Below are 26489 nucleotides of genomic sequence, written 5' to 3' on the forward strand. Positions count from 1 at the left end.
GCCTCCTATTTTGTTATCATATTTTTTAAAGTAGAAGTAAAGGTTAGAATCTCTTCAATAGTATTGGTTTCCGAGAAAGAGACCCGGATAGATTCGGTCAAGCGGGGGGAGTCAGCGCCATATAGGGCAGAAAGAACATGGCTTTTTTGGATGACTCCTGCTGTACAAGCAGAGCCGCTAGAGACTGCAATACCGGCTAAATCAAGTCGCATAAGAATTTGTTCATTGAGTTGATCTTGCAAACCCAAGTTTAAAACGTAGGGGATTGTCTCAAAGTCCTCATTGACGTATATTGAACTACCTTTTAGCTCCTCAATTACTGCATTTTTTAAGGTAGTGACAGTTTGCCAGTTTTCTTTAGCATGTCTTAGCTGTTCTTCTAAAGCAGTAGCCATGGCTGCAATTCCTGCGACGTTTTCAGTTCCTGCACGGTGTTGACTTTCTTGTTTTCCTCCATGGATGAGAGAAGCAAGGTTTGGCAGTCGACTATATAGGAAGCCAACACCTTTTGGACCATGGAACTTATGAGCCGATGCAGCGAGTAGATCAATATTTAGATCTTCTGGGTGAAGTGGAAGTTTTCCCACGACTTGTACGGCATCTACATGGAAAACAGCCTGATGTTGAGTCAGGACTCGTCCAATTTCCTTGATAGGAAGGATTTGCCCTGTTTCATTATTGGCGTACATAACGCTTACTAAAATGGTATCCGGACGAAGAGCTTCCTGGACTTGCTGAGCAGTAATAACATGGTTAATTGGTTCCAAGTAAGTAACTTCAAAACCAAATTGCTGTTCTAGATATTCCATGGTGTGCAGAACGGCATGGTGCTCGATGGCAGTTGTAATTAAGTGTTTTCCTTTGACTTGATTAGCTAAGGCATAACCTTTAATAGCCAGATTATCTGCTTCGGACCCACCTGAGGTAAAAATAATATGGTTGGGATGGGTGTGCAGTGCCTCTGCGATAGTCTGTCTTGCTTGGCGAAAAATTTGATTGGCCTTTCGACCAAAGTGATGAATGCTTGATGGATTTCCAAAAATATCTTGAGAAACTTCCATCAAAGTGGCAAGAGCAGCTTGCGATAGAGATGTAGTTGCAGCGTTATCTAAATAGATCATTTTGTATTATCGGGTACGTAATTAAAGAGTGGGCTGACTGGACGGCGTTCATGAATGCGCAAGATAGACTCGGCAAGTAGATTGCTAGCTGTTAAGAATGAAATAGCTTTTGGCATTTTCTCTTTTTTGGCAACAGAATCGGTTACCAAAATTTCTTGAATTGGCGCTTGGTCCAGTAATTCAACAGCATTTCCTGCAAAAAGTCCATGGCTAGCAACGGCGTAAATATCAGTTGCGCCATCGCGTTCCAAAATTTTAGCAGCTTCTGAGAAGGTACGACCAGTGTTTAAGATATCATCAATCAAGATGGCTTTTTTACCGGCAACATCACCGATAATATAGCCTTCTTCACGTTCTGCATCACCTTGGGAATAATCAATGATAGCGATAGGAGCATCTAAATATTCAGCAAGACTACGAGCACGTTTGATTCCAGAGTTCTTCGGACTTACTACGACGACATCTGAACCAGTTAGTCCTTTTTCAATGTAGTGAGAAGCAAAGAGTGGAACGGTAAAGAGATTGTCGACTGGGATATCAAAGAAACCTTGGACCTGCACAGCGTGTAAATCAAGTGTTACCACACGGCTAACACCAGCTTTGACCAGCATATTGGCTACGAGTTTAGCTGTGATTGGTTCACGAGGCGCAGCGGTGCGGTCTTGGCGTGCATATCCGAAGTATGGCATGACAACTGTTACAGAGTTAGCGCTCGCACGGTTACATGCGTCAATCATGATAAGAAGTTCCCACAGGTGATTGTTAACAGGATAGCTAGTGGATTGGATAATGTAGACATCAACTCCACGTACACTTTCTTCAATGTTAATTTGAATCTCCCCATCAGAGAACTGACGAGAAGACATCTTTCCCAAAGGGATGCCAGAAGCCTCAGAAATCTTTTGTGCAATTTCTGGATTTCCATTTAAAGCAAACAATTTAATTTGTTTATCACCATAAGGTTGAACCATGATAGAATAACTCCTTTATAAGATAAGAGGGTTCCAATAGTCCAGTGGACTATTGGAAGTTGGACTAGAGAAAGCTAATTTTTCTATAGACGTTACTATTTTACCAAAAAAATGCTATTTTTCCAGTAGATAAGTAGAAAAAACAGCTTATTTAGCTGTTTTGAGGAGTGATGCTGCACGTGCAACCTTGCTGCTGGCATATTTGAAAGATATCCCTTTGCTTTTTAGGTAATCGTCAAATGCTATTTTTCCTGCTGGAGCGTCAGAAACTTCGACTTCCAATTCAAAATCTTTATGGTGGGAGCAACGGTTAGCATCCAGTGCCATTAAACCAATCTCACTTTCTTTTTCAAGACGCTTAGTGGTTAAATGTCCCCAAACAATCAATTTGTCTAGATCAATGTTTTTTTCAACTAGTAATTCTTTGATTGAACCATCAGGAAGAATGAAATGCTGGACCAGATGTTGCGCTGTTTCTATTGATAACTCCTGATTGTACTCTAAATTTCCAATTTCTTGAGGAACTTTTAAGGTCAACTCTGCCCTATTTTCCAAGATACGGATACGAAGAGAGGAACGAGATTTTTTGATTTGCTCGTCTGGAGTATCGATATAGTAATTGGTTTGTTCAACCGGTGTGACATCAGCAAAGTCTGCTAGTAGTATTTGATATTCTTTTTCTGTTAGAAGAGTCTTGTATTCAATTTCTAAGTGGTTCATTTTTGCTAGAGGAATAACCTTTCGTGTGGTATAATAGTCTTTGTGCTATTCTATACGAAAATCGGCATTTTGACAAGAAGGGAGACCTTATGGAATTTAATTGGGAAGATCTTTTGGACCCCTATATCCAAACAGTTGGTGAGTTAAAAATCAAGTTGCGGGGTATTCGCAAGCAGTATCGTAAGGCTAATCGACATTCGCCAATTGAATTTGTGACAGGACGTGTCAAGCCTATCGAGTCTATCAAGGAAAAGATGGCTCTACGACATATTAAGATGGAAAATATTGCCCAGGATATGCAGGACATTGCTGGTGTGAGGGTCATGGTCCAATTTGTCGATGACGTAGAAGAAGTTCTGGAAATTATTCGTAAGCGTAAGGATATGCGGATTGTGCACGAGCGAGACTATATCACCAATATGAAGTCTTCTGGCTATCGTTCCTACCATGTGGTGGTTGAATATCCAGTTGATACCATCAATGGAAATGAAACGGTTCTGGCGGAAATCCAAATTCGAACATTATCCATGAACTTTTGGGCAACAATTGAGCATTCACTCAATTACAAATACAAGGGCGATTTCCCCGAAGAGATTAAAAAACGTTTGGAAGTAACCGCTAAGATTGCTTACCAGTTAGATGAGGAGATGCGAAAAATCCGTGACGACATTCAAGAAGCGCAGGCACTATTTGATCCTGCCCATCGTAAATTGAATGACGGTGTCGGAAATAGCGATGATACAGATGAAGAATACAGATAGAAAAAAAATCGCTCTGCTCAGCAGTCGAAATCCTAAGAGTGAAGCTGTTTCAAAGGAACTTTGGACCAAGCTCAAAGAAGCTAATTTTATTATGACCCCTAAAAATCCAGATATTGTGATTTCAATTGGGGGAGATGGAATGCTCTTGTCGGCATTTCACAAATATGAATCTATTTTAGATCGTGTACGTTTTGTGGGGATTCATACAGGACATCTTGGCTTTTACACGGATTATCGTGATTTTGAGGTAGATGAGCTCATAGAAAATCTCAAATTGGACACAGGTGCCAAGGTCGCTTACCCAATTTTGGGTGTTAAAATTCATATGTTGGACGGAAGAATCATCACAGCTCGCGCTTTGAATGAAGCGACCATCAAGCGCTTGTCAAAAACTATGGTGGCGGATGTTTATATCAATGGCGTGCCCTTTGAACGTTTCCGAGGGGATGGTATCGCTGTTTCAACGCCGACAGGTTCAACTGCCTACAATAAATCGCTTGGTGGAGCGGTACTACACCCAACCATTGAAGCGCTGCAAATTGCAGAAGTAGCCAGTCTCAATAATCGTGTTTATCGAACACTGGGATCTTCCATAGTTGTTCCTAAAAAGGATAAAATTGTTATTGAACCTAAACATGATGACCGATACTCTATCGCCATAGACAACCGAACCTTTGTCTATGACAATATTGAGCGGATTGAATACCAGATTGACCATAACAAAATCAACTTCGTAGCGACACCAAGACATACTAGTTTTTGGAATCGCGTCAAAGATGCCTTTATTGGAGAGGTGGAATAATGCGTTTTGAATTTGTGGCAGACCAGCGTATGAAGGTCAAGACATTTTTGAAAAAGCATGACATTTCAAAGGCTCTTCTTGCAAAGATTAAATTTGAAGGTGGAAAAATTCAGGTCAATTACCAAGAGCAGAATGCTATTTTTCTCTTGGAAGCTGGAGATATTGTGACCATTGATATTCCGTGTGAAGAGGATGTAACAGGTAGTCTCAAGGCTCTTGACCATCCTTTAGATATTGTTTACGAAGATGAGCATTTTTTAGTGATTAACAAGCCTTATGGTGTTGCTTCTATCCCCAGTATCCTTCATTCCAATACCATGGCAAACTTTGTTAAGGCTTATTACTTGAAACAGGGGTATGAAAATAAGCAGATTCATATTGTGACGCGCTTGGATAAGGATACCTCGGGACTTATGTTGTTTGCTAAGCACGGATATGCCCATGCTAGATTGGACAAGCAGTTACAGTCCAAATTGATTCAAAAGCGTTATTATGCTTTGGTTCAAGGTGAAGAGCATTTGGATATGGCTGGGGAAATCATTGCTCCCATTGGTCGTCCAGAGGACAGCATTATTACACGATGTGTAACTCCGTTGGGCAAATACGCTCATACTTCTTACAGAAGTGTTTCTAGTTGGGACAATGTTCATTTGGTGGATATTGAGCTTCATACGGGACGGACTCATCAGATTCGTGTGCATTTTTCACATATCGGATTCCCGCTTCTAGGAGATGATCTTTACGGAGGTAGTTTGGAATTTGGAATTGACCGTCAGGCACTTCACTGTCATCGTTTAGAATTTGTTAATCCATTTACAAAAGAGGAGATGGTTTTTGAAAGTGATTTGACAAATGACTTTCAAAGCGTTATCATGGCTTTAGGAAATAAACAATATATTATTAGGAGATGTAGATTTCATGGAAATTCGTGGCTTATTTGGCGACTTAAAACGCAAAATCGTTGGTAAAAAAATTCGTATTGTCTTACCAGAGGGAACAGATGGGCGTGTTGTTCGTGCAGCGGCTCGTTTGAAATTTGAAGGTTTGATGGAGCCAATCATTATTGGGAATCCAACAGAAGTTCATAACTTGTTGATTGAATTTGGTTTTTCAGACCCAGGTATTACTGTATTAGATCCAAATAATTACGCTAACTTTGAAACAATGAAGAGTGAATTTTTAGCTCTTCGTAAAGGGAAAGTGGATGAGAGCCAAGCGGATGAAATTTTGTGTGATGTAAACTATTTTGGGGTTATGTTGGTACAAATGGGCTTAGCTGAAGGTATGGTATCAGGTGCTATTCACTCAACTGCCGATACAGTTCGTCCAGCACTTCAAATCATTAAGACAAAACCAGGTGTAAAACGTACTTCAGGTGTCTTCTTGATGATGAAAGAAGAAAAACAATACATCTTTGGTGACTGTGCTATCAATATTGATCCAGATGCAGAAGCATTGGCAGATATTGCGATTAACTCAGCTGAAACTGCAAAAACTTTTGGTATCGACCCTAAAGTAGCGATGATTTCTTACTCAACAAAAGGTTCAGGTTCAGGTCCACAGGTTGATAAAGTAGTTGAAGCAACTCGTATCGTACAAGAATTGCGTCCGGACTTATTGATTGATGGTGAATTGCAAATGGATGCAGCGCTCGTGTCAGGCACAGCGAAATTGAAAGCTCCAAATAGCCCGGTTGCAGGTCAAGCTAACGTCTTTATCTTCCCAGCTATCGAAGCAGGAAACATCGCTTACAAAATTGCTGAGCGTCTTGGCGGTTACGATGCTGTCGGTCCAGTTCTTCAAGGACTTAACAAACCAGTAAATGACTTGTCACGTGGTTGTAGCTCTGAGGACGTTTACAAACTATCTATCATTACTGCTGCACAAGCAGTAGATGAACTTTAAGAAGGTTTATGTCTGATTTATTAAGGTATTTTAGGAACTACAAAAAAGAGACTATTTTGGCTCCACTGTTCAAACTGATTGAAGCCTGTCTTGAATTATGTGTTCCTCTTGTCATCGCAAAAATCGTTGACACTATTATCCCATCTAGCAATCAAGGAAACTTGGTTGCTATGATTTTATTATTGGCTATTTTAGCTCTTACGGGAGTTGGGTTTTCTATCACAGCTCAGTATTTTTTCAGCTAAGGCGGCGATTGGTTTTACAAAGGAATTGACGGAAGCCTTATACGAAAAAGTTTTATTCCTCCCAAAAACCAGTCAGGACCAATTGACGAGTTCTAGTCTCTTAACACGCTTATCAAGTGATACTTTGCAGATTCAGACGGGAATCAATATTTTTCTTCGTCTCTTTTTGCGCGCGCCCATCGTGGTATTTGGAGCGCTCCTCGTGGCGGTAACCATTAGTCCACGATTATCGCTGTTATTTTTAGGAATGATTCCGATTTTGTTCGTAAGCGTAGTAGTGATCTCGCGTATCACTACCCAGCTCTATCAATCCTTGCGTAAATCCTTGGACCACTTGGTATCACTAGTCAAGGAAAATAGTACGGGAATGCGGGTAATTCGTGCTTTTGGACAGAGAGAACGAGAAATTCAGCAGTTTACGATAGCCAATGAGAGCTACGAAGAGGGGCAAATACGCGCAGGTTTCTGGTCTGTATTGCTGACGCCTGCAACCTACTTAGTGGTCAATATGACCTTGGTTTTCTTAATGTTGCAAGGGAAATTAGCCGTTGCAGATTCGTTTTTGAAACAAGGAATGTTGGTTGCCTTGATTAATTATCTTTTGCAAATTCTGGTTGAATTAGTCAAGCTAGTGATGGTGGTCAATACGCTCAATCAAACTTATGTGAGTGCAAGGTGTGTTCAGGACATTTTTAATCAGGAATCAGAAAATATTTTCGCTCCGCTTGAACAAGTAAGACCAAAAGAAAAACAAGAAATAGTAACTGTAGACCAACTAACATTTATCTATCCTAATGCAGTGGAACCAGCGTTAGAAGGAATTAATTTTAGCTTAGCATCTGGTCGATTTATGGGCATTGTTCACATGGGCACGCGGCGCCAATTTTGCTCTTGGATGACGCAACATCTGCCTTAGATTATATGACAGAAAGTCATCTTCTGAGGGCGATTGCTGAGCAACTTCCTCAGCAAACTCTCATCATGGTTTCGCAACGAACCAGTAGTTTGAAGGCTGCTGATCAGATCTTGGTACTGGACAAGGGCAAGCAGGTTGGTCTTGGATGTCATGCCGACTTGCTGGAAAGCCCTGCTATTTATCGAGAAATTGACCAATCTCAACATGCTAGGGAGGTGGAAAAAATGCTTAAGCAGCAAAAACAATCTACCTTACGTCAGCTTTTGAACCGTTTTTGGGCTCGGCCTATCCCTTTGGGCATGATGATATTAGGAAGCTTAGGTCAGGTCCTTTTGACAGTCTATCTGCCGATTTTAATTGGCCAAGCCATTGACGTTGTCTTAGAAGTCCAAGGGCTTGCAGAGCTCAAATTGATTCTCTTGCAGATGGTTTTGGTCATCGGGTGTAATACAGTGCTACAATGGTGGGTACCCTATCTATCCAATAAATTAATTTATGGTGTCATTAGTGACTTGCGCCAAGAGGCCTTTGTGCACCTGCACCATTTACCTTTGTCCTATCTTGATCAGCAAAGTACTGGGGATCTGATGGCACGAGTTTCCACAGATAGTGAGCAGCTAAGCAATGGTTTGTTGATGATTTTTAACCAATTTTTTATAGGTGTTTTAACCATTGTCTTGACCATCTTTACCATGGCAAGGCTCGACTTCTTCATGATGACAGTGGTTGTCATTTTAACACCTGTTTCCTTATTTGTGGCACGGTTTATTGCTAAGAAGTCATACCTCTATTATCGTAAACAAACGGAAGAGCAATCTCATTCAGCCTTTCAACGCTCAACAACAATTTCGTCAAGCGTTTTTTGAAACCAATGCAAGCTACGCAGCTATTTCCGAAAAGGCTATTTTTACCTCCTCAACCATCAACCCCATGACACGTTTTGTCAATGCTTTGATCTACGCTTTGCTTGCGGGATTGGGTGCTTTTCGAATCATGCAAGCAGATTTTACTGTAGGAGCTTTGACGACCTTTTTGAATTATGCTAGTCAATACACCAAGCCTTTCAATGATATCTCATCGGTATTGTCGGAATTGCAGAGCGCTCTAGCTTGTGCTAAGCGTTTGTTTGACTTGTTAGAAGAGGCTCCCATTACAGAAGAAAATGTATTCCAATTAAAATCTGATAATGTTGAGGGTGCTTTTGACTTTCAAGATGTTACTTTTTCCTATGACAAGCCCAAAACCTTGATTGATGATTTAACATTGCATATTCCAGCGGGTAGTAAGGTAGCTATCGTGGGACCGACTGGGGCAGGAAAATCAACTTTGATTAACTTACTGATGCGTTTTTACGAAGTGGATCAGGGACAAATTTTATTGGATGGTGTACCTATTCAACCGAATTAGTGGTAGAAGCGGCACAAGTAGCCAATGCAGATTTCTTTATTCGTCAGTTACCAAAAGGCTACGATACATTTTTATTAGACGTGGGTGATTCCTTGTCTCAAGGACAGCGCCAGCTATTAGCCATTGCTCGTGTCTTTATAAAAGTTCCTAAAATCCTTATATTGGATGAAGCAACGTCGTCTATTGATACGCGGACAGAAGCGCTCATTCAAGAGGCGTTTGAAAAACTGATGCATGGACGAACCAGTTTTATCATTGCTCACCGTCTATCTACCATCCAATCTGCTGATATTATTTTGGTCATGGTAGATGGAAAAATTGTCGAACAGGGAAATCATGAACATCTTATGAAAGCTAAAGGGTTTTATTATAAGATGCAGGTTAGTCAGAATTCATTCAATTAAAAAATGAGAGAGTTGGAGTTTCCAGCTCTTTTTGCTATACTAGAACCATGTTAAATTTGAAAGAATATGGCGTTGACATGTGGTCCAAAGACAAAATTGTGCGTTTTCGAAAGGCGCTTTTGGACTGGTACGATGCCAATAAACGTGATTTGCCATGGCGTAGGACAGCTGATCCTTATGCTATCTGGGTATCTGAAATTATGCTACAGCAGACACGAGTGGATACCGTTATTCCTTACTATGAGAGTTTTCTTTATCGTTTGCCAGATATTAAAGCTTTGGCGGAGGCTGATGAAGAGACCTTACTCAAGGTTTGGGAGGGATTGGGATATTATTCACGAGTGCGCAATATGCAAAAAGCAGCCCAGCAGATGGTGGAGGATTTTGGAGGAAAATTTCCTGAAACTTATGAAGAAATTGCGAGCTTGAAAGGAATTGGTCCCTATACTGCGGGAGCTATTTCCAGCATTGCATTCGGTCTTGCTGAACCAGCAGTAGATGGCAATGTCATGCGCGTTATGGCGCGTCTTTTTGAGGTAGATTACGATATCGGTGTACCGGCCAATCGCAAAATTTTCCAAGCTATCATGGAAGAATTGATTGATCCTGATCGACCTGGGGATTTCAATCAAGCCCTAATGGATTTGGGTTCTAGCTTTGAATCGCCTGTCAATCCTCGTCCAGAGGAAAGCCCCGTCCGAGATTTTAGTGCAGCCTATTTGCATGGGACCATGGATAAATATCCTATCAAAGCACCCAAGAAAAAGCCAATCCCAATATACTATCGAGGCTTTGTTATCCGAAATCAGCAAAATCAGTTTCTTTTAGAAAAAAATCAAGAAGCTGGGCTTTTGTCTGGATTTTGGTCTTTTCCTTTGGTCCAAGCTGACGCACCAATGCTGCAAGAAATTAACTTATTAGAAGTGGTAGAAGAAGCAATTATTTCTAATCCCAAGATTCTTTTCCAAAAAGAATATAGAATAAATCCTGATTGGCAAGAAGAAAAATTCCAGTCCGTTCAGCATATTTTTAGCCATCGTAAATGGCAGATTGAGCTAATAGAAGGTGTGCTTTCGGATGATTCGTTGCCTGAGGAAAAGGAACTGCGCTGGGTCGCAGTAGAAGATTTTCATCTGTATCCTTTTGCCAAACCCCAACAGAAAATGTGGGAAGCATATTTAAAAGGGAAACCATAAACCAAATAAAAAAGTTTGGTTTTTTGAATACAAACACTTGAAAGCGCTTTTAAAAAAGAGTATAATACAAGGTAAAAAGGGATGATAGAATGAAATGGTATCAGAAACATTTCACTTGGCTCTTTCTAGGATATCTAGAAATACTCTATCTCCTAGAAAACTATGTTTCAGTAGCCTATAAGGTGATTATGACCTTATCAGCCTAACTGGGATTGCTATTTATTTGTTGGTGGTGCTGTATTTTCTTCGTCGGTTCTATTTCTATATTCGAATAAAAATGAAAATGTACAAAGAGAACAAGAGTTAACATCTGTTTAACAGATGAGTGAAGATGATAAAGGGAGGGCATTTAGATCATAAATGTGTGAACCCAAACAAAAGCAGTGCTTAGCTCGGAAAAGTCTATCGCTTATGCGTGTGAATACTAAATTGTCTATTGTTAAAGTCAATTAGCCTTGCTCCCCATCTAAATATGAACTTAGGCTAATGTGCCCATGTAAGCTATCCCTAGCTTATCGCAACTTTCAAAATTGTTAAAGTAGTTGGACTGCAATTTTGCAGTCATCCAATTGTTAACGTTGTAAATATGTATGAAATTTGTACCTTGGGTAGCTAAATAATAAATCAAATGATTAAAAATGGTAGAGTAGATAGACTTTTCCCATTGCAAGTGAGGAGGCCGAGTAAGGCCTCCTTTTTTAGTTGCACGTTGAAAAAACCACCAGTATAAAAGCTGGTGGTTGGGAGACAACTAGGCTTTATTAAAACCAAAATACTAGATTGCTGACTTCAAATTATCTTGCTGAAGTCTGCTTTTGATTTTTCCTTGAGGATTATTGGCCAACGAAGGCGTTAATTTCAGCTTCAATATTGGCAATTTTTTCTTCAGCTTCAGATAACGTCTCTCCAACGGTTGCGATGTAGAATTTGATTTTTGGCTCTGTTCCGGAAGGACGAACGGCAAACCAGCTATCATCAGCAAGAGTATATTTGAGAACATTACTTGGTGGGGTAGTAAGTTTTTCAACATGACCTTGACCATCTGTTGCAGTGAGTTCTTGGAAATCTTCTGTGAGAGCAATAGCGGTACTGTTAAATTGGCTAGGAGCATTGTCGCGGAATTTATCCATGATTTTCTTAATTTCGGCAGCGCCATCCATACCTGAAAGGATTACGGAAATAGTTTTCTCAGCAAAATAGCCATATTCTTTGAAGATTTCGTCGATACCATCAGCCAGAGTCAAACCACGTGAACGGTAGTAGGCAGCAATTTCGGCAACCAAAAGAACAGCTTGGATGGCATCTTTATCACGTACGAATGGTTTAATGAGGTATCCGAAACTTTCTTCAAAACCAAACATGTATATGTAGTTACCTGTTTCTTCAAATTCCTGAATTTTTTCAGCGATAAATTTGAAACCTGTCAAGACATTGAACATGGTTGCGCCGTAGCTTTCCGCAATTTTCGTTACCAACTCGGTAGATACGATAGGGCAATGAGAGCACCGATTTGGTTACCAGAAAGATTCCAATAAGAGCCATCTGCTTGACGAACTTCAACGCCAACACGGTCAGCATCAGGGTCAGTAGCAAGAAGAACATCCGCATCAACTTGGCGCCCCAACTCCTCAGCAAGCGCAAAAGCTGCTTGACTTTCTGGGTTTGGAGAAGCAACAGTTGAGAAATTTGGATCGGCAACAGCTTGTGATTCTACGATTTGTACAGATTCAAACCCTGCTTGTGCTAGAGCGCGACGAGCCAACATCTCACCTGTACCATGAAGTGGTGTGTAAACAATCTTCATGTCACGACCAAATTCTTTAATCAATTCAGGGTTAATATTGATATCTTTTAATTCTTCTAAATAGAGAGCATCTGTTTCTTCACCTAGAATAGTGATGAGCCCAGATGCCTTACTTTCTCCCAAATCAGCTAACTGAACGGCAAATGGATCTTCGATAGCACGAATATAGCCTGTCAAAGCATCCGCATCCGCAGGTGGCATTTGTCCACCATCTTCCCCGTATACTTTGTAGCCATTGAATTCTTTGGGGTTATGGCTAGCCGTGACCATAATACCTGCAATGGCACCATAATGGCGAACAGTAAATGACAATTCAGGTGTTGGACGTAAGCTCTCAAAAACATAGGATTTGATACCATGAGCAGCTAAGACTTGGGCAGATTCAAAGGCAAATTCTGGAGAGAAGTGACGTGAATCGTAGGCAATAGCAACACCACGTTTTTTAGCTTCCTCACCTTTTGATTCAACCAATTTAGCTAAGCCTTCAGTTGCTTGGCGAACGACATAGATATTGATACGATTGGTACCAGCACCGATATAACCACGCATACCAGCTGTTCCAAATTCAAGATTGGTATAAAAGGCATCTTCTTTTGTTTTTTTATCCATAGCTTCTAATTCTTGGCGAAGATAGTCTGGAAGATCAGTAGAATGAAGCCATTTTTCAACATTTTCTTGATAAGTCATTTAAAACTCCTTTTGTTAAAACTTGTTATTAACAGAATTGAAAAGTCTATTAAACGCTTTCATTATATCATTTTCAAAGAAAAAAATCACGCTTTCACGTGATTTAAACAGATTATTTTTTTAATTTTTCAAGTGCTGGAACGATGGCTACTGTGAGTATTGCCGAAATGATAGCTTCTGCGATGGAATTGGTTCCTAAAACGGCTGCTAACATAGCTTGAATATCACCACTATAGACGTGTGAGAAGAGAACGAAGATTCCTCCAAGAACGAAGATGGTATTCGTCATGGAACCAACAGCACCAGCTAAAATGAGACCGGTCTTATTTTTCATAAGACGATAGACAAAGTAAGGAGTAATCCCAATCAAAATTCGTGGCACCATAGCAATGATCAGAGATGCAAAATTCCCATTTTCCACGAGAGGAGAGAAAAGATAGCTAGTTGGCAACAGTACGATTGTATTGGTTACGATACTGATAACTCCCATCAAAGCACCTAAAATAGCGCCGATTCGCGGACCATAAATGATAGAAGCGATAATAACCGAAATGTGAACAATAGTCGGCTTGATTGGAACTGGTAAAATATTAAAAACGAAAGAACAGTCTGTTTCACAAAATACTCCTTTGAAAAATGATTACCCAAACTATAGCAGTTGGGGGATGATTTGTCAAGACAAATTGTTTCTTAATTAGCTTGTTTTCTGTCTGCGAAAACGAAAAATATGGACGGATAGTAGTTGGATGAGTCCAATCGCAATCGCAATGGTGAAGGCGGTTACAAAGCTCGTTCGCATATGCTCTAGAGCGATTTCATTGGATCCTACAAGGATAAAATAGACCGCACGATAAAAGCTCAGTCCTGGAATCAATGGAAAAATACTGGTGGACAAGAATATGGTCATGGGGCATTTTTTGTGAACAGCTAGCAAACGCGAACAAAAAGCGACAATGAGACTGGAGACAAAAACTGCCACAGCATCTAGTTGAAACCCTTCAACAATCAGTAGGTAAATCAGCCATGAAAGCCCTCCTAAAATTCCAATATGTAGTAGGTATTTTCTAGGAACTTGATATAAAATAGCGAAAGCCATGGTACCAATGGCAGCAGTCGCTGTTCGAATGATGAGCTCTAGGGGAGAATTAAGAGTGCTGGTAAAAGCGCTACCCATCTGCTCTACGAATGGTAGGATTTCTAGGATAGACACAACTCCTACGGAAAGTGAAATACAAGATAGCAAAGCTGACATCAGCAAGGTTAATCCGGTAGAGTAGTTGTTTTGGGAAAATTCTCGGATGGAATTAACAAAAAAGGCTCCAGGAATTAAGATCATCAAGGCTCCCAAAACGATGGGGCCAAGATTTTGTCCAAAACCAAAACGAAGCAGGAGACTAGCAGAGAACGTAATGACCGCACTACCAATAATGGTGTGAATAAATCCAGCGTGCACACGGTGTGAAATAAGATGGAAAACATATCCCAAAATCAATCCTGTTAAAGCAGAAGCAAGAGCATCTGCCCAACTACTACCGAGCGCCATTGAAAATCCACCAGCGCCAAAGAAATAGGCAAAAAGGGTGAGTGACACAGATTGTTTAGGATAATTTTCGATTTCTTGCAGGCGCTGAGAAATTTCTCGTAGATCTGTCACATCCCCATTGACAATTTGGCGCGATAGAGCATTGACTGCTTCTAATTTCCCCATGTGAATGGAGACATCTTTCGTTGTGTAGGTCTTTCCCAGATGGTTATCGTCAGCGTCTAGTCCAGAAGTTATGATCCCTTGATTGACTACATAGGTTTCAAAGTTTTGAATGCCCAAGCGTTTAGCGATGATTTTCATGGTATCTTCGATGCGATAAATTTCCGCACCGCTTTCCATGAGCAATTCACCTGCCCAGACAACCACTTCCATGGCTGTAGTCTCAGCCTTTCTTCTTATTTTTGACATCGCGCTTCAACCTCTTGTAAAATGGTTGTAATATCTGCTAGAGCGCCTGTTCCAAAGTCACCACAAGCTAGCAGGTCTTCACGAGGTTTGATTTCCTCGAAACCATATTCTTTTAAGCGCTTGAGATTAGCTTGAGTAGCTGGGTTGAGGTACATTTGTGTATTCATAGCTGGAGCGATTAGCTTAGTGGTTCCAGCAGGAAGTGCCAGAGCCACTGTAGATACCATATCGTCTGCGAGCCCATTTGCCAGTTTCGCTAAGGTATTTGCAGAAAGGGGAGCGACTAGAAAGATATCCGTCTCCTTAGCAATATCAATATGCTTAATAGAAGCAGGATCTTCCTCTACCATGACATCGGTGTGGACCAAGCGGTGTGACAAGGACTGCAGAGTCAATGGTGTGATAAATTTAGTTGCTGATCGGGTCATAAGGACCGTCACTTGATGACCAGCTTTGGTTAACTGATTGGTAACGTCTGCAGCCTTATAGGCTGAGATAGAGCCTGTGACAGCAAGCGTGATTCTTGACATATTAGTCCTCCTTTTAGCGAGAAGCAACAGCATTAGGCAGCACACAGCAAAATTTGCTCATTATCGTAGCCGTGTTTAGTTTTTTGTTACAAAGGCTAGGACTTTTTTTGCAATTTCTTCCTTGGTAAAAGCAATCATATAGCCTTCTTTTTGGACCAGATAGGCCTTGTGTTGATTTGCTTTAATGTCTGTTAAATCATTTGCAACAATCATATCTGCGTGATTACTTGCGAGGCTTTTTTCTGCAACGCTCCGTAATTCTTCTACGGAAACATCAACTAGAAGCTTGAAGCCAATCAGTGCAATAGCAGGATTCCATTCCTTGACGTGAGAAATGATTTTGGGTGTTTTTTTGAGAAAAAGCACCTGATAGTCATCTTTAGACGAGATTTTTGTTTCCTTATTTTCTTTTTGGAGAAATTCATGCACGTCTTTGCCATCAGCGACCTCCTCAATACCCGTCATGTAAATAGGGGTGTAGTCGGAAACTGCCATGCTATGAATGAAGACATCATGAGTCTTTATCAAGGGTTCTAGAGTGTTCTTGAGATTAGCTACATTGGTGATTTCATGAATGGTTAAATTTGCTTGAGCCTCAGGCTTAACAGCAGCCTTGGTCGTGACCAACGTAACCTCAAAACCAGCTTTCAAAAAGGTTTCTGCCATGATTTTTCCAAGTGTTCCAGTGGATTGGTTAGTAATAGCTCGAACGCGGTCAATGGCTTCGCTAGTACCACCTGATGTTATCAAAATTTTCATGATTTTATTGTACAGGAAAATCTTTCTTTCGTAAAGTTTCTGACAGCAAAGCTGACTAGTCTGAAATTTGGTATAACGGAGAGGAAAAGGAAGACTTTATGACCATCAATTTACATTATCTGAACACCTATCCCATCTCAGTATTTGACAGGCCACTAGCTGGTCAAGCTCCTTTTGTGTGGACAGACGTTTTTTACAGGCAATTAATGATCATCCAAAACAGATTGTTTTGCATATTTGGCCTATGAAAGAGACCGTCATTTTAGGAAAAATGGATAAGTTAGTACCACATTTGGAGCAGTGGTAGCTGATCAGGGAATTCTTAATTTTACGCTATTATTTCCGCAAGATTCTGTTAAATTTGAGATTAAGGAAGTTTATCAGCTCATGGCTGATTTAGTCAGCAAGATATTGATAAACTACGGCTGCAAGGTGGAAGTAGGTGAAGTACCACAGTCTTATTGTCCTGGAAATTTTGACCTTAGTATCTCTGGTAAAAAATTCGCAGGATTAGCTCAAAGACGTATTGGAAGAGCACTTGCAATTTCCATCTATCTCGGAGAGAAGAAACCAATTTTCAGTATCCTGATGTAGATCCGACCTGTATGGCGACCTTGTCTGAATTATTAGGGAAGGAGCTGAGTGTAAATCAAGTTGTTCAAGATTTAAAAGAAACTCTATCTCAATTAGGAGCACGCCTGAAAAATTATGAAGTTACTAGTTTAGACCAAGAACGGTATTATGAATATTTAGATAAAAAATAGTAAATGCGAACATTTTATGAAATATATCCTGCAAATATGCAGAATTACAGATAATTTGATACACTATGTTTATAAAAATAAGGTGAGGTAGCCATGAAGACAGATATTCAGATTGCACAGGAAGCGACATTAAGACCAATTACAGATGTAGTGGAGCCTTTGGGCATCAGCTTTGATGATATAGAACTATACGGAAAATACAAGGCAAAATTGACCTTCGATAAAATTGAAGCTGTCAAAGAAAATCCTGTTGGCAAGTTGATTTTAGTGACGGCCATCAATCCAACGCCTGCTGGTGAAGGTAAATCAACTATGACCCCCTGGGGCCTGTTATGGGAATCAAAGGTGGCGCTGCCGGAGGTGGCTATGCTCAAGTGCTTCCGATGGAAGATATTAATCTCCATTTTACAGGCGATATGCATGCTATCACAACAGCTCATAATGCCTTATCAGCTTTGATTGACAACCATCTGCATCAAGGAAATGAACTTGGGATTGACCAACGTCGGATTATCTGGAAGCGTGTGGTGGATCTCAATGACCGTGCCCTTCGTCAGGTGACCATACAGATATTAGAGATTTGAAGTCGCGTTTGGCAAATATTGTGATTGGCTATCGTTTCGATCGTACACCAGTTTATGTCCGTGACCTCAAAGTGGAAGGTGCTCTGACCTTAATTTTGAAAGATGCCCTGAAGCCTAACCTTGTTCAAACCGTTTATGGTACGCCAGCCTTTGTCCATGGTGGTCCTTTCGCCAATATCGCTCATGGCTGTAACTCTGTTCTTGCAACTTCAACCGCTCTGCGATTAGCAGATTACGTCGTAACAGAAGCGGGATTTGGTGCAGACTTAGGTGCCGAAAAATTTTTGGATATCAAGATGCCAAATCTGCCGACAAGTCCAGATGCTATAGTGATTGTTGCTACCATTCGCGCTCTCAAAATGAACGGTGGAGCAGCTAAGGATAAACTTGCTCAGGAAAATGTTCCTGCTGTAGAAGCAGGTTTTGCTAACTTGGCCCGTCACGTAGAAAATATGCGTAAATATGGCATTCCTGCGAGCCAAATGTCAAGAAATTGACGTATCTGTTGAATTAGCCTCTGTTTGGGCAAACGGAGCAGATGGAGGTGTGACGTTGGCAGGGACTCTTATTTCTACCATTGAAAATACCCCTAGCAACTGCAAACGATTATATAACGATGCGGATTCTATTGAAGAAAAAATTACCGCTGTGGCGCGTGAAATCTATCGTGCAGACAAGGTTGTCTTCGAAAAGAAAGCCAAAATGCAGATTGCTCAAATTGTCAAAAATGGCTGGGATCATTTGCCTATCTGTATGGCGAAAACACAGTATAGCTTCTCTGATGCTCCAACCTTGCTTGGAGCACCAACTGGATTTGATATCACTATTCGGGAATTGGTGCCAAAATTGGGTGCAGGATTTATTGTGGCATTGACAGGAGACGTCATGACTATGCCTGGTCTACCAAAATTACCTGCGGCTCTCAACATGGACGTTGATGAAGCCGGTAATGCCATTGGTTTATTTTAACTGGTTAAAAGGGAGAAAAATATGAGTACTCTATTTACAGTCTTAATTCCTATCATGGCCTATGCTATTTTGTTCATTTTGCTCTACTTTGTGATTCGATTGGCAGTCAAACATGGGGTAAGAGATACCCTAAAACAGCCAAATGAAACAGATAAGAAGTGAAAATCCTTTATTTTTGAAGTCAATTTATTTACAAATGCTAGAATCTGTGTTATATTAAGTCCATGCGATGAGTCGATTTGGTCTTCGGACCATAATATTGCGCTGAGGAAATCTACATTCAATTGTAACGCAGGAGCGGATTTTGATAGATTGTGTGAACCTTTTTATCACATGCTCCACAAGGAAGCATGCCTCAAACCCTCTACCAAAAGGTAGAGGGTTTTTTATATTTTATAGGCTAAATAGGCTCAGCTTCGCGACTAATAATCTCCTCATAGTCTTTCAAAAAGTGCTGATAGTAACCATCTTTATCCAGTTGACGGAAAATATGGAGGCTTTTCTGCATTCGTTCTTTCCCTTTTTCAAAATCACCTTGCAGATAAGATAGCCAACCTTGGCAGAATATCAAGACAGTTTGGGCTAAGTAATCATGATGAGGAATAATCAGTTCAGCCTTTTTTATAAAATAGAGGGCTTGTGAAGTATCTTCATGCTCCAGAGTAGTTGTAAGACTATTAATTGCCAATCTTCCAACTGCTTGACGGTTATCGTAGTCATGCCGATAATAATGAGAGGTACTAATGATCTCTTTCGATAGAAGTAGTAATGTATTATAGGGAACAAAATAAGAGGCCTGACTCAGGAAGTAAATTTCATATTGCCCCCAATATTCAATAGAAAACAAGTAATATGAAAGAAGTTGAATTTCTTCATTGTTAATGCCATAGAGCTCAGGATTACTATCGTACAAAAAAGTTTTTAAGAGGATCAAGCAGAGAGCATGAGTAATCCGTTCGGCCTTTGTCTTAAGAATATCTAACTGATTCATTTTCACATCATATAGACGTCTAATCTCCTCGAAATTTTTTGAAGCAAAAAGCGAGTGTAGATGTTGAAAGTAATGAATATTCTTCTTACTATGAAATTGATTGCAATGACTGATGAACTCATCAATACTCATATGTAGTTTACTGACTAAATAATGCAGTTTAATAAAGGAAATTTCAACATTGTAATTTTCAAAACGTGAAATTTGTGATTTAGAAATAATATCACAAGCTAAATCGTCTAGTGACAAGTTTCTGGATTTTCTAAGAAGTTGAAATATTTTTCCTATATTCTCCATTAAATTCCTCCTTTTTTACTAAGGAAACAAAGTATAGTATATCAAACTTTTTATTAAAAATTGTGAAAGGTTCCTAATTTACAACATTTTGAAGAGAATTGTCTTTTTATGTTAAACTGGTTATGTAAAGTTCAAAGATAAAAAATGCATAAACTAGGAGGTTTTATGGAGACAGATGCAGCTCTTATGTATAAAAAAGTTGAATATGTGATTGGTTTGATTGTCCAGAAAAAAATTACAGCCTACAGATTGTCAGAAGACATCAAGCATTGTTATGGTGAAAATATCTATAAGATGAGTCTTCATAATTTCGCCAATTCTTGCGCTGACATGCTCGCACCAAGGGATAGAGTTTCAAGCCAGGTTTCGACAACTTCGTCAGGATTTTCTTCCAATTGTTTTGCCATGGCTGTACCAATGGTCAAACCTGCCGAGTAAGTATATGGATAGGGTCCCATGTAGTAATGAGGTTGACGCATCCAGATGAGACCTGCATCGTCACCGATTTCAAATTCCTCGCCCCAGAATTCTTTGAGGATATTGAGTTTGATTTCGCAGAGGATATCACCATTCATGTATTCATCATTGTCCATACGTGTGTAGACTTCGCGTTGGAAAGCAGCTTCCAGCAGGTGAGTTACCATGTTATGGAAATATGTACGGCTGATGAGTTCGCTAATCAAGTGGGATTTGAAGCCAGAATTATCACCATTTTGTTTGAGAAGGGTGTTACATGTCAAGACTTCATTAGCTGTAGAGGGTGGGTGCCTCGATGAAGTAAAGGGAAGGTTCATAGTTGAGGATGCTTTGTTTTTTAGCCAATTGGAAATGTCCAGCATGACCAAGTTCATGTGCTAAAACTAGGACTTCATTCATGAGACCAGTCCAAGAAAGCAGAATATAAGATGGTCCGTCATAAAGGGTTGCTCAGGTGTGATACGCTGATTGAATTCAGATGGCAAGCTAATCTTCAAGTCTGCGTGTGTAATCTTATCAAGACCGTGTGCTTTTGCCATTAGTTTGACAAAACGACGCATGTGCGGAGCCAATTCTTTCATAATGACACCAATCTGACGGTTGAAGAGGTCACGAGACACATTTTGCTGGAAGAGAAGATAATCAATGGTTGAGTCAAAGCCACGCAATTTTGCTTCAATTTGCTCATTTTTAACATTGGCTAAGTAATTAGCAGCGGTGGTATTTTTATAAGCGCGAAGCGTTTTGTAGAAACTTTTTGCGGATTCACGACGTAGTTCAGTATCATGGCTAATTTCGTAATCATTTTCAAAGAGAACATAAGAATTGGCGTAGCTCTGTCCATTTGCCTCAAAGCTATCAACGGTCATATCCTCGAACTTAGTCGTTTCATAGTTGCTATATGCTTGCTGGAAGGTTGGTGCCAAATTTGCCAAGAGTTCTTCTTGGAGTGGGTCAAATTGATGTGGTTTGAAGCGGATGATGTCTTCTAAATAAGATGTCCATTGAGGCTGAGCAACTTGTACTTTTTCTAAAAGTTTAACTCTTGGAGGCCAAGTTCGGTAGACAAGAACGCAAGTGATGGGTAAACTTCTGCATGTACATTCTCAAATTGATTAGCAATAGTAGCTAATTTTGTGTTCATCTTGTCCACATCCAAGTTGAGGAAGGCATAGTGGGAGAGATTGCTCTGTACTGCTAAAATTGCCTCGTACTCCTTTAAAGCGGCGATAATTAAGTCAACGGTTGAAAGTTTACCCTTATAGTTAGCTTCAAATGCTTTGACACGTGTTTTATAGTCTGAAAGTGCTGTTTGAAAAGCTTGGTCAGATGGGTAGATGAGGGACGTATCCCAGGTTTCTTGTACATCAATATCTTGACGTTTTGGCATGGCTGATGTCATTAATTTCTCCTTTTAAAAATATTTCCCAGTCTCTGAAAATGGAAATAACAGAATACTGTGAAAACCTTGATTGTTACTTAGAAATATTATATCACAATCATTGAAAAAACTTGACAAATTTTCAAAATACTTAGATAATAGAAGTATCTTGAAAAGGCTTTACCGGCCAAGTTTCTTCTTGTTTTTGAGAGTGTAGTGGAGGTCGGAGGTTGCTGACCCCTAGAAATGGAGTACGTATGCAAGTTATCAAACGCAGTGGTGAAGTCGTTGACTTTGATCCAGAGAAAATCTACCAAGCTATCGTAAAAGCAGCCCAGACAGTCTACGTAATTGACGATACCTGGCGTCAAAACTTGGTCAATGTCACCAAGAAAGTTGTCTTGGATTTGGAAGAGGCCCACACGGAGCGTCCAACCATCAGTATGGTTCAATCGCAAGTGGAACATCGTCTCTTAGATGCTGGCTATATTTCTATCGCTCAACATTATATCTCTTACCGTTTGCAACGCGATTTGGAACGCAATGGCTACGCGGATAAAATTATCGTTCATTTGAGCTTTGAACAAATTCGTTAAGAAAAAAGTACACCGCCAATGGCGGTTTTTTAACTAATACTATAAAACTCTCTATGTTACATACAAACGATACTCATTCTTACATACAAATCGCTCAAGTCTTGCTCCTAGCAACTTTTGGTGTTCTGATTGGAGATGCATTAACAATCGGTATGGCGAGTCTATTGCCAGCTGCGATGCCATTCCATTTGGATATGAAGGACATGCTCTTAATCTCAGTAGCCTTTATCGTGATTACGGTCTTGGCAAGTCTGTTATCTATCCGACGTTTTGCCAAAATCGATCCAATCGAAATTATCAATGGAGGTGAAGCTTAATGACTGAAACGTTACGTTTAGAAAATATTCGCAAAGCCTACCAGGATGGTCAAGAGAAGCGTGTCATTTTAGATGGTGTTAACCTCAGTTTGCAACCGGGTGAAATTATTGCTATTCTTGGACCTTCTGGATCAGGGAAAAGTACACTCTTGTCTATTATCGGTTGTCTTTTGTCAGCAGACGAGGGGACTATCAAGCTGAATGGGCAAGATATCAGCGACAAAAAACAAAAAGAATGGACCAAGATTCGCAAAGAATCCATTGGCTTTATATTCCAAAATCATCAATTATTGCCACATTTGACGATGAAAGACCAGTTGGAAATGGTAGCGAAAATGGCAAAAGTTCAAGATGTTTCAGAGAAAATTGATCACCTGCTAACAGATTATTTATTAAAACAAGCAGATTTGACCTTTGAAAAAGTATCCAATGATCTATTGAAACCTTATGATCTAACCCATGCACAATTTAAAATGATTAAATATCTTTATACTGTTGAAGGGAGGTTGGTTATTCAAAAGGATATTGAGCAATATTTTCGCATGTCTAGCGTGACAGTAGCACGAATTTTAGTCAATCTTGAAAAAAAGGTTCGAAATCTGGATGACCAATGGACATACCGTTCTCCAAGGTTGTATTGAGAGCGATACCTAAAAACCAAGTTCTTCTATAATGCGTTTACCTTCTTGAATAGCTTCTTCAATATGTGGAAGTGGCACAACACCGTATGCACGAAAGCGATCAGGATAGCGTTTAATAATATCTTTGTAAGTATTGTTGATATCTTGAGCCAAAGCAAGGACCTCTTCAGCGGTACCGAATTGAGGGACTTGTGGAGTGGCTGAAAGGACTTGGAAATCAACTCCCGCCTTGTCCATCATGGCCAAGCGTTTGTCTAATTCTTCCTGTGTTGTCCCAACACCGATGCCAGCAGCGATAGCAGTACCAGTTGCCCCCAAGCCTCCAAGGGCTTTTAAATATTCTTCTGTCCATAGATGGGCGTGTGTGTCAATTGCGTGTGTATGAGTCATAGTGACCACCAACTTTCTAAAAATTTCGCATCGCTAAAAATAACTATGTAGTGATATAAATATAGTATAGCATTTTTATAGTTAAATCACCAGCAAAATGAGACAGTTATCCCTATTTTTACAAGATGATTTCATGAGAAATGATTATCCAGATATACAAGGCTATAGTAAGAAAATCTACTACAATGCAGATAGCGACATTCTAGAAAATATGCTATAATGAGTGGTAATACCCTAAAAGGAAGAATTATGAACGTAGAAGATTTGAAAAAACGTCAGGAGAAAATTCGTAATTTCTCCATTATTGCCCATATTGACCATGGTAAATCAACTTTGGCAGACCGTATTTTGGAAAAAACTGAGACGGTTTCTTCCCGTGAAATGCAGGCTCAGCTCTTGGATTCCATGGATTTGGAACGTGAGCGCGGCATTACCATTAAGCTCAATGCTGTACAGTTGAATTATAAAGCGCAGGATGGCGAAACCTACACTTTTCATCTGATTGACACCCCTGGACACGTGGACTTTACTTATGAAGTTTCTCGTTCTTTGGCAGCCTGTGAGGGAGCTATTTTGGTGGTCGACGCAGCTCAAGGGATTGAAGCGCAGACGCTGGCCAATGTTTACTTGGCTTTGGATAATGATTTGGAAATTCTCCCTATCATCAACAAGATTGATTTGCCAGCTGCAGACCCAGAGCGTGTCCGTCAGGAAATCGAAGATGTTATTGGATTGGATGCTTCAGAAGCTGTTTTGACTTCTGCTAAAGCAGGTATTGGAATTGAAGAAATTCTTGAGCAAACCGTTGAAAAAGTTCCAGCACCTTCAGGGGACGTCGAAGCACCGCTTCAAGCTCTGATTTTTGACTCCGTTTATGATGCTTACCGTGGGGTTATCCTCCAAGTTCGTATTGTTAATGGTATTGTACGTCCTGGAGACAAGATTCAAATGATGTCCAATGGCAAAACATTCGATGTGACGGAAGTAGGAATTTTTACACCAAAGGCCGTTGGGCGTGAATTCCTTGCCACAGGTGACGTTGGTTATATTGCTGCATCTATTAAGACTGTTGCAGATACTCGTGTCGGTGATACAGTGACCTTGGCTACTAATCCTGCTAGTGAGCCCCTCCATGGTTATAAGCAAATGAACCCAATGGTCTTTGCAGGTATTTACCCTATTGAGTCTAACAAATACAATGACCTTCGTGAGGCATTGGAAAAACTTCAGCTTAACGATGCTAGTTTGCAATTTGAACCAGAAACGTCTCAAGTCTTAGGTTTCGGCTTCCGTTGTGGATTCTTGGGTCTTTTGCACATGGATGTTATTCAAGAGCGTCTGGAGCGTGAATTCAATATTGATCTCATCATGACGGCGCCGTCCGTAGTCTATAATGTCAATACGACTGATGGTGAAGTCTTGCAAGTGGCTAACCCGTCTGAGTTCCCAGACCCAACGCGTGTGGACAGTATCGAAGAACCTTATGTCAAAGCGCAAATCATGGTACCACAAGAATACGTAGGAGCTGTTATGGAATTGGCGCAACGCAAGCGTGGGGATTTTATGACCATGGACTACATTGACGAAAATCGTGTCAATGTCATCTACCAAATTCCACTGGCTGAGATTGTGTTTGATTTCTTTGATAAACTCAAATCATCAACACGCGGCTATGCATCATTCGATTATGAAATTTCCGAATACCGCAAATCCAAATTGGTTAAAATGGATATTCTCCTAAATGGCGACAAGGTTGATGCGCTCAGCTTTATTGTCCATAAAGATTTTGCCTACGAACGTGGAAAACTGATTGTTGAAAAATTGAAAAAAATCATTCCTCGTCAGCAATTTGAAGTGCCAATCCAAGCAGCCATCGGTCAAAAAATCGTGGCTCGTAGTGATATCAAGGCGCTCCGTAAAAACGTCCTTGCTAAATGTTATGGTGGTGACGTCTCTCGTAAGCGAAAACTCCTTGAAAAACAAAAAGCTGGTAAGAAACGCATGAAAGCCATCGGATCAGTTGAAGTGCCACAAGAAGCCTTCTTAAGTGTCCTATCCATGGATGAAGATGAGAAGAAGTAGGAGCTCTTGCGCAATGAAGACCAAGAATTTTCTTGGTCTTTTCTGATAGCAACCATATTAAATTAATCAAAAAGGAAAATACTGATGTTCAAAAATGCTCTCATTCAAACCAAAATTGGCCAGTTATCCACTTTTCATCGTTCAGGGAATCCTACCTTTGTCTTTTTGAGTGGTATCGGAAATTTTCCAACTAAGGAAAATTTTGCGACGGTCATCGAGAAATTGCCCGCTCAAGTTGGAGTTTTGACCATTGATTTTCCTAATGTTGGCGATAGTAGCCTAACAAACCAAGCTGAGTATACTTTGGACGAGTGGGGACAGGCATTTGTTTCCATTTTGGAGCTCTACAAAGTTACAGATTATATTTTGATTGTCCATAACATTTCAGGTTTATTGGCATTAGAGCTGATTCAAACAGTAGGAAATTGTCACGGTTTTATCGGTATCGAGCCATCAACTCGTGCTATTATGAGTGAGCAAATTCATTATCCTGAATTCACAAAAGTAGAGGAAATGATTTCAACAGTTGGATTTGAAACTTATCTTCAAGCAATTTCTAAGCGTGGAATGAACAAGGCTCAACATCAAGCATTATGGGATGGGTTTTATCAGTCAGTAGCAAAATGGGAAGCTGTTTCAGACGAAGCTTTTGTTTTTTACCCAACTCTAGAGTAAACAGAACTAGCACCTCTACCACGAACTTCGGAAAATGTACCTAGATTGTTTTTAGCCAATCTTTTCGTGAACAGGAATATGCCCAATCAGAATGTGCCAATTCGCATCCATTGAGTCGACTAGTTCTCATTGGCGATAGCCAT

Annotated in this window: 20 protein-coding genes and 7 pseudogenes; 16 read left to right on the forward strand and 11 right to left on the reverse strand. The window is 40.2% G+C overall.

Features of this window, described 5'->3' with window-relative positions:
* Positions 1-5: 5 nt before the first annotated feature.
* The 3 genes from AEX56_RS02655 to AEX56_RS02665 all read right to left on the reverse strand — a co-directional run bounded on the left by AEX56_RS02655 (position 6) and on the right by AEX56_RS02665 (position 2812).
* The gene (locus AEX56_RS02655) at positions 6-1121 is read right to left on the reverse strand and encodes a cysteine desulfurase family protein (RefSeq protein ID WP_049617791.1); all 1116 of its coding nucleotides are present in this window, start codon (positions 1119-1121) and stop codon (positions 6-8) included.
* Positions 1118-2092, reverse strand: a complete 975-nt coding sequence (locus tag AEX56_RS02660) for a ribose-phosphate diphosphokinase (protein ID WP_049617792.1) — start codon at positions 2090-2092, stop codon at positions 1118-1120. Before AEX56_RS02660 ends, AEX56_RS02655 begins: the two co-directional genes overlap by 4 nt.
* Before the next feature lie 147 nt (positions 2093-2239).
* Entirely contained in the window at positions 2240-2812 is a 573-nt protein-coding gene (locus AEX56_RS02665; protein ID WP_049617793.1) for a CYTH domain-containing protein, read from the reverse strand.
* An 89-nt stretch (positions 2813-2901) separates the two neighbouring features.
* On the opposite strand from AEX56_RS02665, the gene AEX56_RS02670 reads away from it, so the two are divergent.
* The 7 genes and pseudogenes from AEX56_RS02670 (at position 2902) to mutY (ending at position 10448) form a co-directional block, all read left to right on the forward strand.
* Positions 2902-3573: a GTP pyrophosphokinase gene (locus AEX56_RS02670; RefSeq protein WP_049617794.1), complete on the forward strand. Its 672-nt coding sequence runs from the start codon at positions 2902-2904 to the stop codon at positions 3571-3573.
* A complete protein-coding gene (locus AEX56_RS02675) occupies positions 3557-4375 on the forward strand; it encodes an NAD kinase (RefSeq protein WP_131542076.1) in 819 nt (272 codons plus the stop codon). The genes AEX56_RS02670 and AEX56_RS02675 overlap by 17 nt, the downstream gene beginning before the upstream one ends.
* A pseudogene (locus tag AEX56_RS02680) lies at positions 4375-5262 on the forward strand (RluA family pseudouridine synthase); the annotation flags it as partial. The gene AEX56_RS02675 and the pseudogene AEX56_RS02680, both read left to right, overlap by 1 nt.
* Before the next feature lie 31 nt (positions 5263-5293).
* Complete coding sequence (pta, locus tag AEX56_RS02685) at positions 5294-6280, forward strand: phosphate acetyltransferase (protein ID WP_049617796.1); 987 nt, start codon at positions 5294-5296, stop codon at positions 6278-6280.
* 8 nt (positions 6281-6288) lie between these two features.
* Positions 6289-7659 (forward strand): annotated as a pseudogene (locus AEX56_RS08175) (ABC transporter transmembrane domain-containing protein); the annotation flags it as partial.
* A 6-nt stretch (positions 7660-7665) separates the two neighbouring features.
* A pseudogene (locus tag AEX56_RS02695) lies at positions 7666-9252 on the forward strand (ABC transporter ATP-binding protein).
* Between the two features lie 47 nt (positions 9253-9299).
* Positions 9300-10448 (forward strand): A/G-specific adenine glycosylase, encoded by a 1149-nt coding sequence (gene mutY, locus AEX56_RS02700; protein ID WP_049617797.1) that lies wholly within the window; start codon positions 9300-9302, stop codon positions 10446-10448.
* An 833-nt stretch (positions 10449-11281) separates the two neighbouring features.
* Here the strand turns inward: mutY and AEX56_RS02710 are convergent.
* From AEX56_RS02710 to AEX56_RS02730, 5 genes and pseudogenes are all read right to left on the reverse strand, one after another.
* A pseudogene (locus tag AEX56_RS02710) lies at positions 11282-12939 on the reverse strand (phospho-sugar mutase).
* 112 nt (positions 12940-13051) lie between these two features.
* Positions 13052-13543: pseudogene (locus tag AEX56_RS02715) on the reverse strand (ECF transporter S component); the annotation flags it as partial.
* Positions 13544-13633: 90 nt separating this feature from the next.
* Positions 13634-14893 carry a threonine/serine ThrE exporter family protein gene (locus AEX56_RS02720; RefSeq protein WP_236682954.1) on the reverse strand — a complete coding sequence of 420 codons (1260 nt, stop codon included), beginning with the start codon at positions 14891-14893 and terminating at the stop codon, positions 13634-13636.
* The gene (coaC, locus tag AEX56_RS02725) at positions 14881-15423 is read right to left on the reverse strand and encodes a phosphopantothenoylcysteine decarboxylase (protein ID WP_049617800.1); all 543 of its coding nucleotides are present in this window, start codon (positions 15421-15423) and stop codon (positions 14881-14883) included. Before coaC ends, AEX56_RS02720 begins: the two co-directional genes overlap by 13 nt.
* Positions 15424-15498: 75 nt before the next feature.
* Positions 15499-16182, reverse strand: coding sequence for a phosphopantothenate--cysteine ligase (locus AEX56_RS02730; protein ID WP_049617801.1), 684 nt, complete (start codon positions 16180-16182; stop codon positions 15499-15501).
* Positions 16183-16482: 300 nt separating this feature from the next.
* Here AEX56_RS02730 and AEX56_RS02735 point away from each other — a divergent pair, with 300 nt between their 5' ends.
* The 4 genes and pseudogenes from AEX56_RS02735 (at position 16483) to AEX56_RS08545 (ending at position 18661) form a co-directional block, all read left to right on the forward strand.
* The gene (locus AEX56_RS02735) at positions 16483-16776 is read left to right on the forward strand and encodes a lipoyl protein ligase domain-containing protein (RefSeq protein ID WP_049617802.1); all 294 of its coding nucleotides are present in this window, start codon (positions 16483-16485) and stop codon (positions 16774-16776) included.
* A gap of 11 nt (positions 16777-16787) precedes the next feature.
* Complete coding sequence (locus AEX56_RS08540) at positions 16788-16946, forward strand: hypothetical protein (RefSeq protein ID WP_160315164.1); 159 nt, start codon at positions 16788-16790, stop codon at positions 16944-16946.
* Between the two features lie 93 nt (positions 16947-17039).
* A pseudogene (locus AEX56_RS02740) lies at positions 17040-18499 on the forward strand (formate--tetrahydrofolate ligase).
* A gap of 21 nt (positions 18500-18520) precedes the next feature.
* Positions 18521-18661, forward strand: a complete 141-nt coding sequence (locus AEX56_RS08545; protein ID WP_160315165.1) for a hypothetical protein — start codon at positions 18521-18523, stop codon at positions 18659-18661.
* A gap of 238 nt (positions 18662-18899) precedes the next feature.
* Here the strand turns inward: AEX56_RS08545 and AEX56_RS02745 are convergent, their stop codons facing one another.
* Together AEX56_RS02745 and AEX56_RS02750 are read right to left on the reverse strand one after the other, a co-directional pair.
* Positions 18900-19787, reverse strand: coding sequence for an Rgg/GadR/MutR family transcriptional regulator (locus tag AEX56_RS02745; RefSeq protein WP_049617803.1), 888 nt, complete (start codon positions 19785-19787; stop codon positions 18900-18902).
* A gap of 308 nt (positions 19788-20095) precedes the next feature.
* A pseudogene (locus AEX56_RS02750) lies at positions 20096-21666 on the reverse strand (M3 family metallopeptidase); the annotation flags it as partial.
* Between the two features lie 236 nt (positions 21667-21902).
* Between AEX56_RS02750 and AEX56_RS02755 the strand changes: the two are divergent.
* The 3 genes from AEX56_RS02755 to AEX56_RS08895 are packed head-to-tail and all read left to right on the forward strand — an operon-like array spanning position 21903 to position 23199.
* Positions 21903-22241, forward strand: coding sequence for an ATP cone domain-containing protein (locus AEX56_RS02755; RefSeq protein WP_049617804.1), 339 nt, complete (start codon positions 21903-21905; stop codon positions 22239-22241).
* 53 nt (positions 22242-22294) lie between these two features.
* A complete protein-coding gene (locus AEX56_RS02760; protein WP_049617805.1) occupies positions 22295-22558 on the forward strand; it encodes an FtsX-like permease family protein in 264 nt (87 codons plus the stop codon).
* Complete coding sequence (locus tag AEX56_RS08895; protein WP_053093902.1) at positions 22558-23199, forward strand: ATP-binding cassette domain-containing protein; 642 nt, start codon at positions 22558-22560, stop codon at positions 23197-23199. The genes AEX56_RS02760 and AEX56_RS08895 overlap by 1 nt, the downstream gene beginning before the upstream one ends.
* Before the next feature lie 9 nt (positions 23200-23208).
* On the opposite strand, the gene AEX56_RS02770 is transcribed toward AEX56_RS08895, so the two are convergent.
* On the reverse strand, positions 23209-23589 hold the full coding sequence (locus AEX56_RS02770) for an amidohydrolase family protein (protein ID WP_053093903.1): 381 nt from the start codon (positions 23587-23589) through the stop codon (positions 23209-23211).
* Between the two features lie 249 nt (positions 23590-23838).
* Between AEX56_RS02770 and lepA the strand changes: the two genes are divergently transcribed.
* Both lepA and AEX56_RS02780 read left to right on the forward strand, forming a co-directional pair.
* On the forward strand, positions 23839-25671 hold the full coding sequence (gene lepA / locus AEX56_RS02775) for a translation elongation factor 4 (protein WP_049617806.1): 1833 nt from the start codon (positions 23839-23841) through the stop codon (positions 25669-25671).
* A gap of 84 nt (positions 25672-25755) precedes the next feature.
* Positions 25756-26346 carry an alpha/beta fold hydrolase gene (locus tag AEX56_RS02780; RefSeq protein WP_049617807.1) on the forward strand — a complete coding sequence of 197 codons (591 nt, stop codon included), beginning with the start codon at positions 25756-25758 and terminating at the stop codon, positions 26344-26346.
* The last annotated feature ends 143 nt before the right edge of the window (positions 26347-26489 follow it).

This window comes from Streptococcus sp. X13SY08, from assembly GCF_001182825.2.
In the GTDB taxonomy this organism is placed as follows: Bacteria; Bacillota; Bacilli; order Lactobacillales; family Streptococcaceae; genus Streptococcus.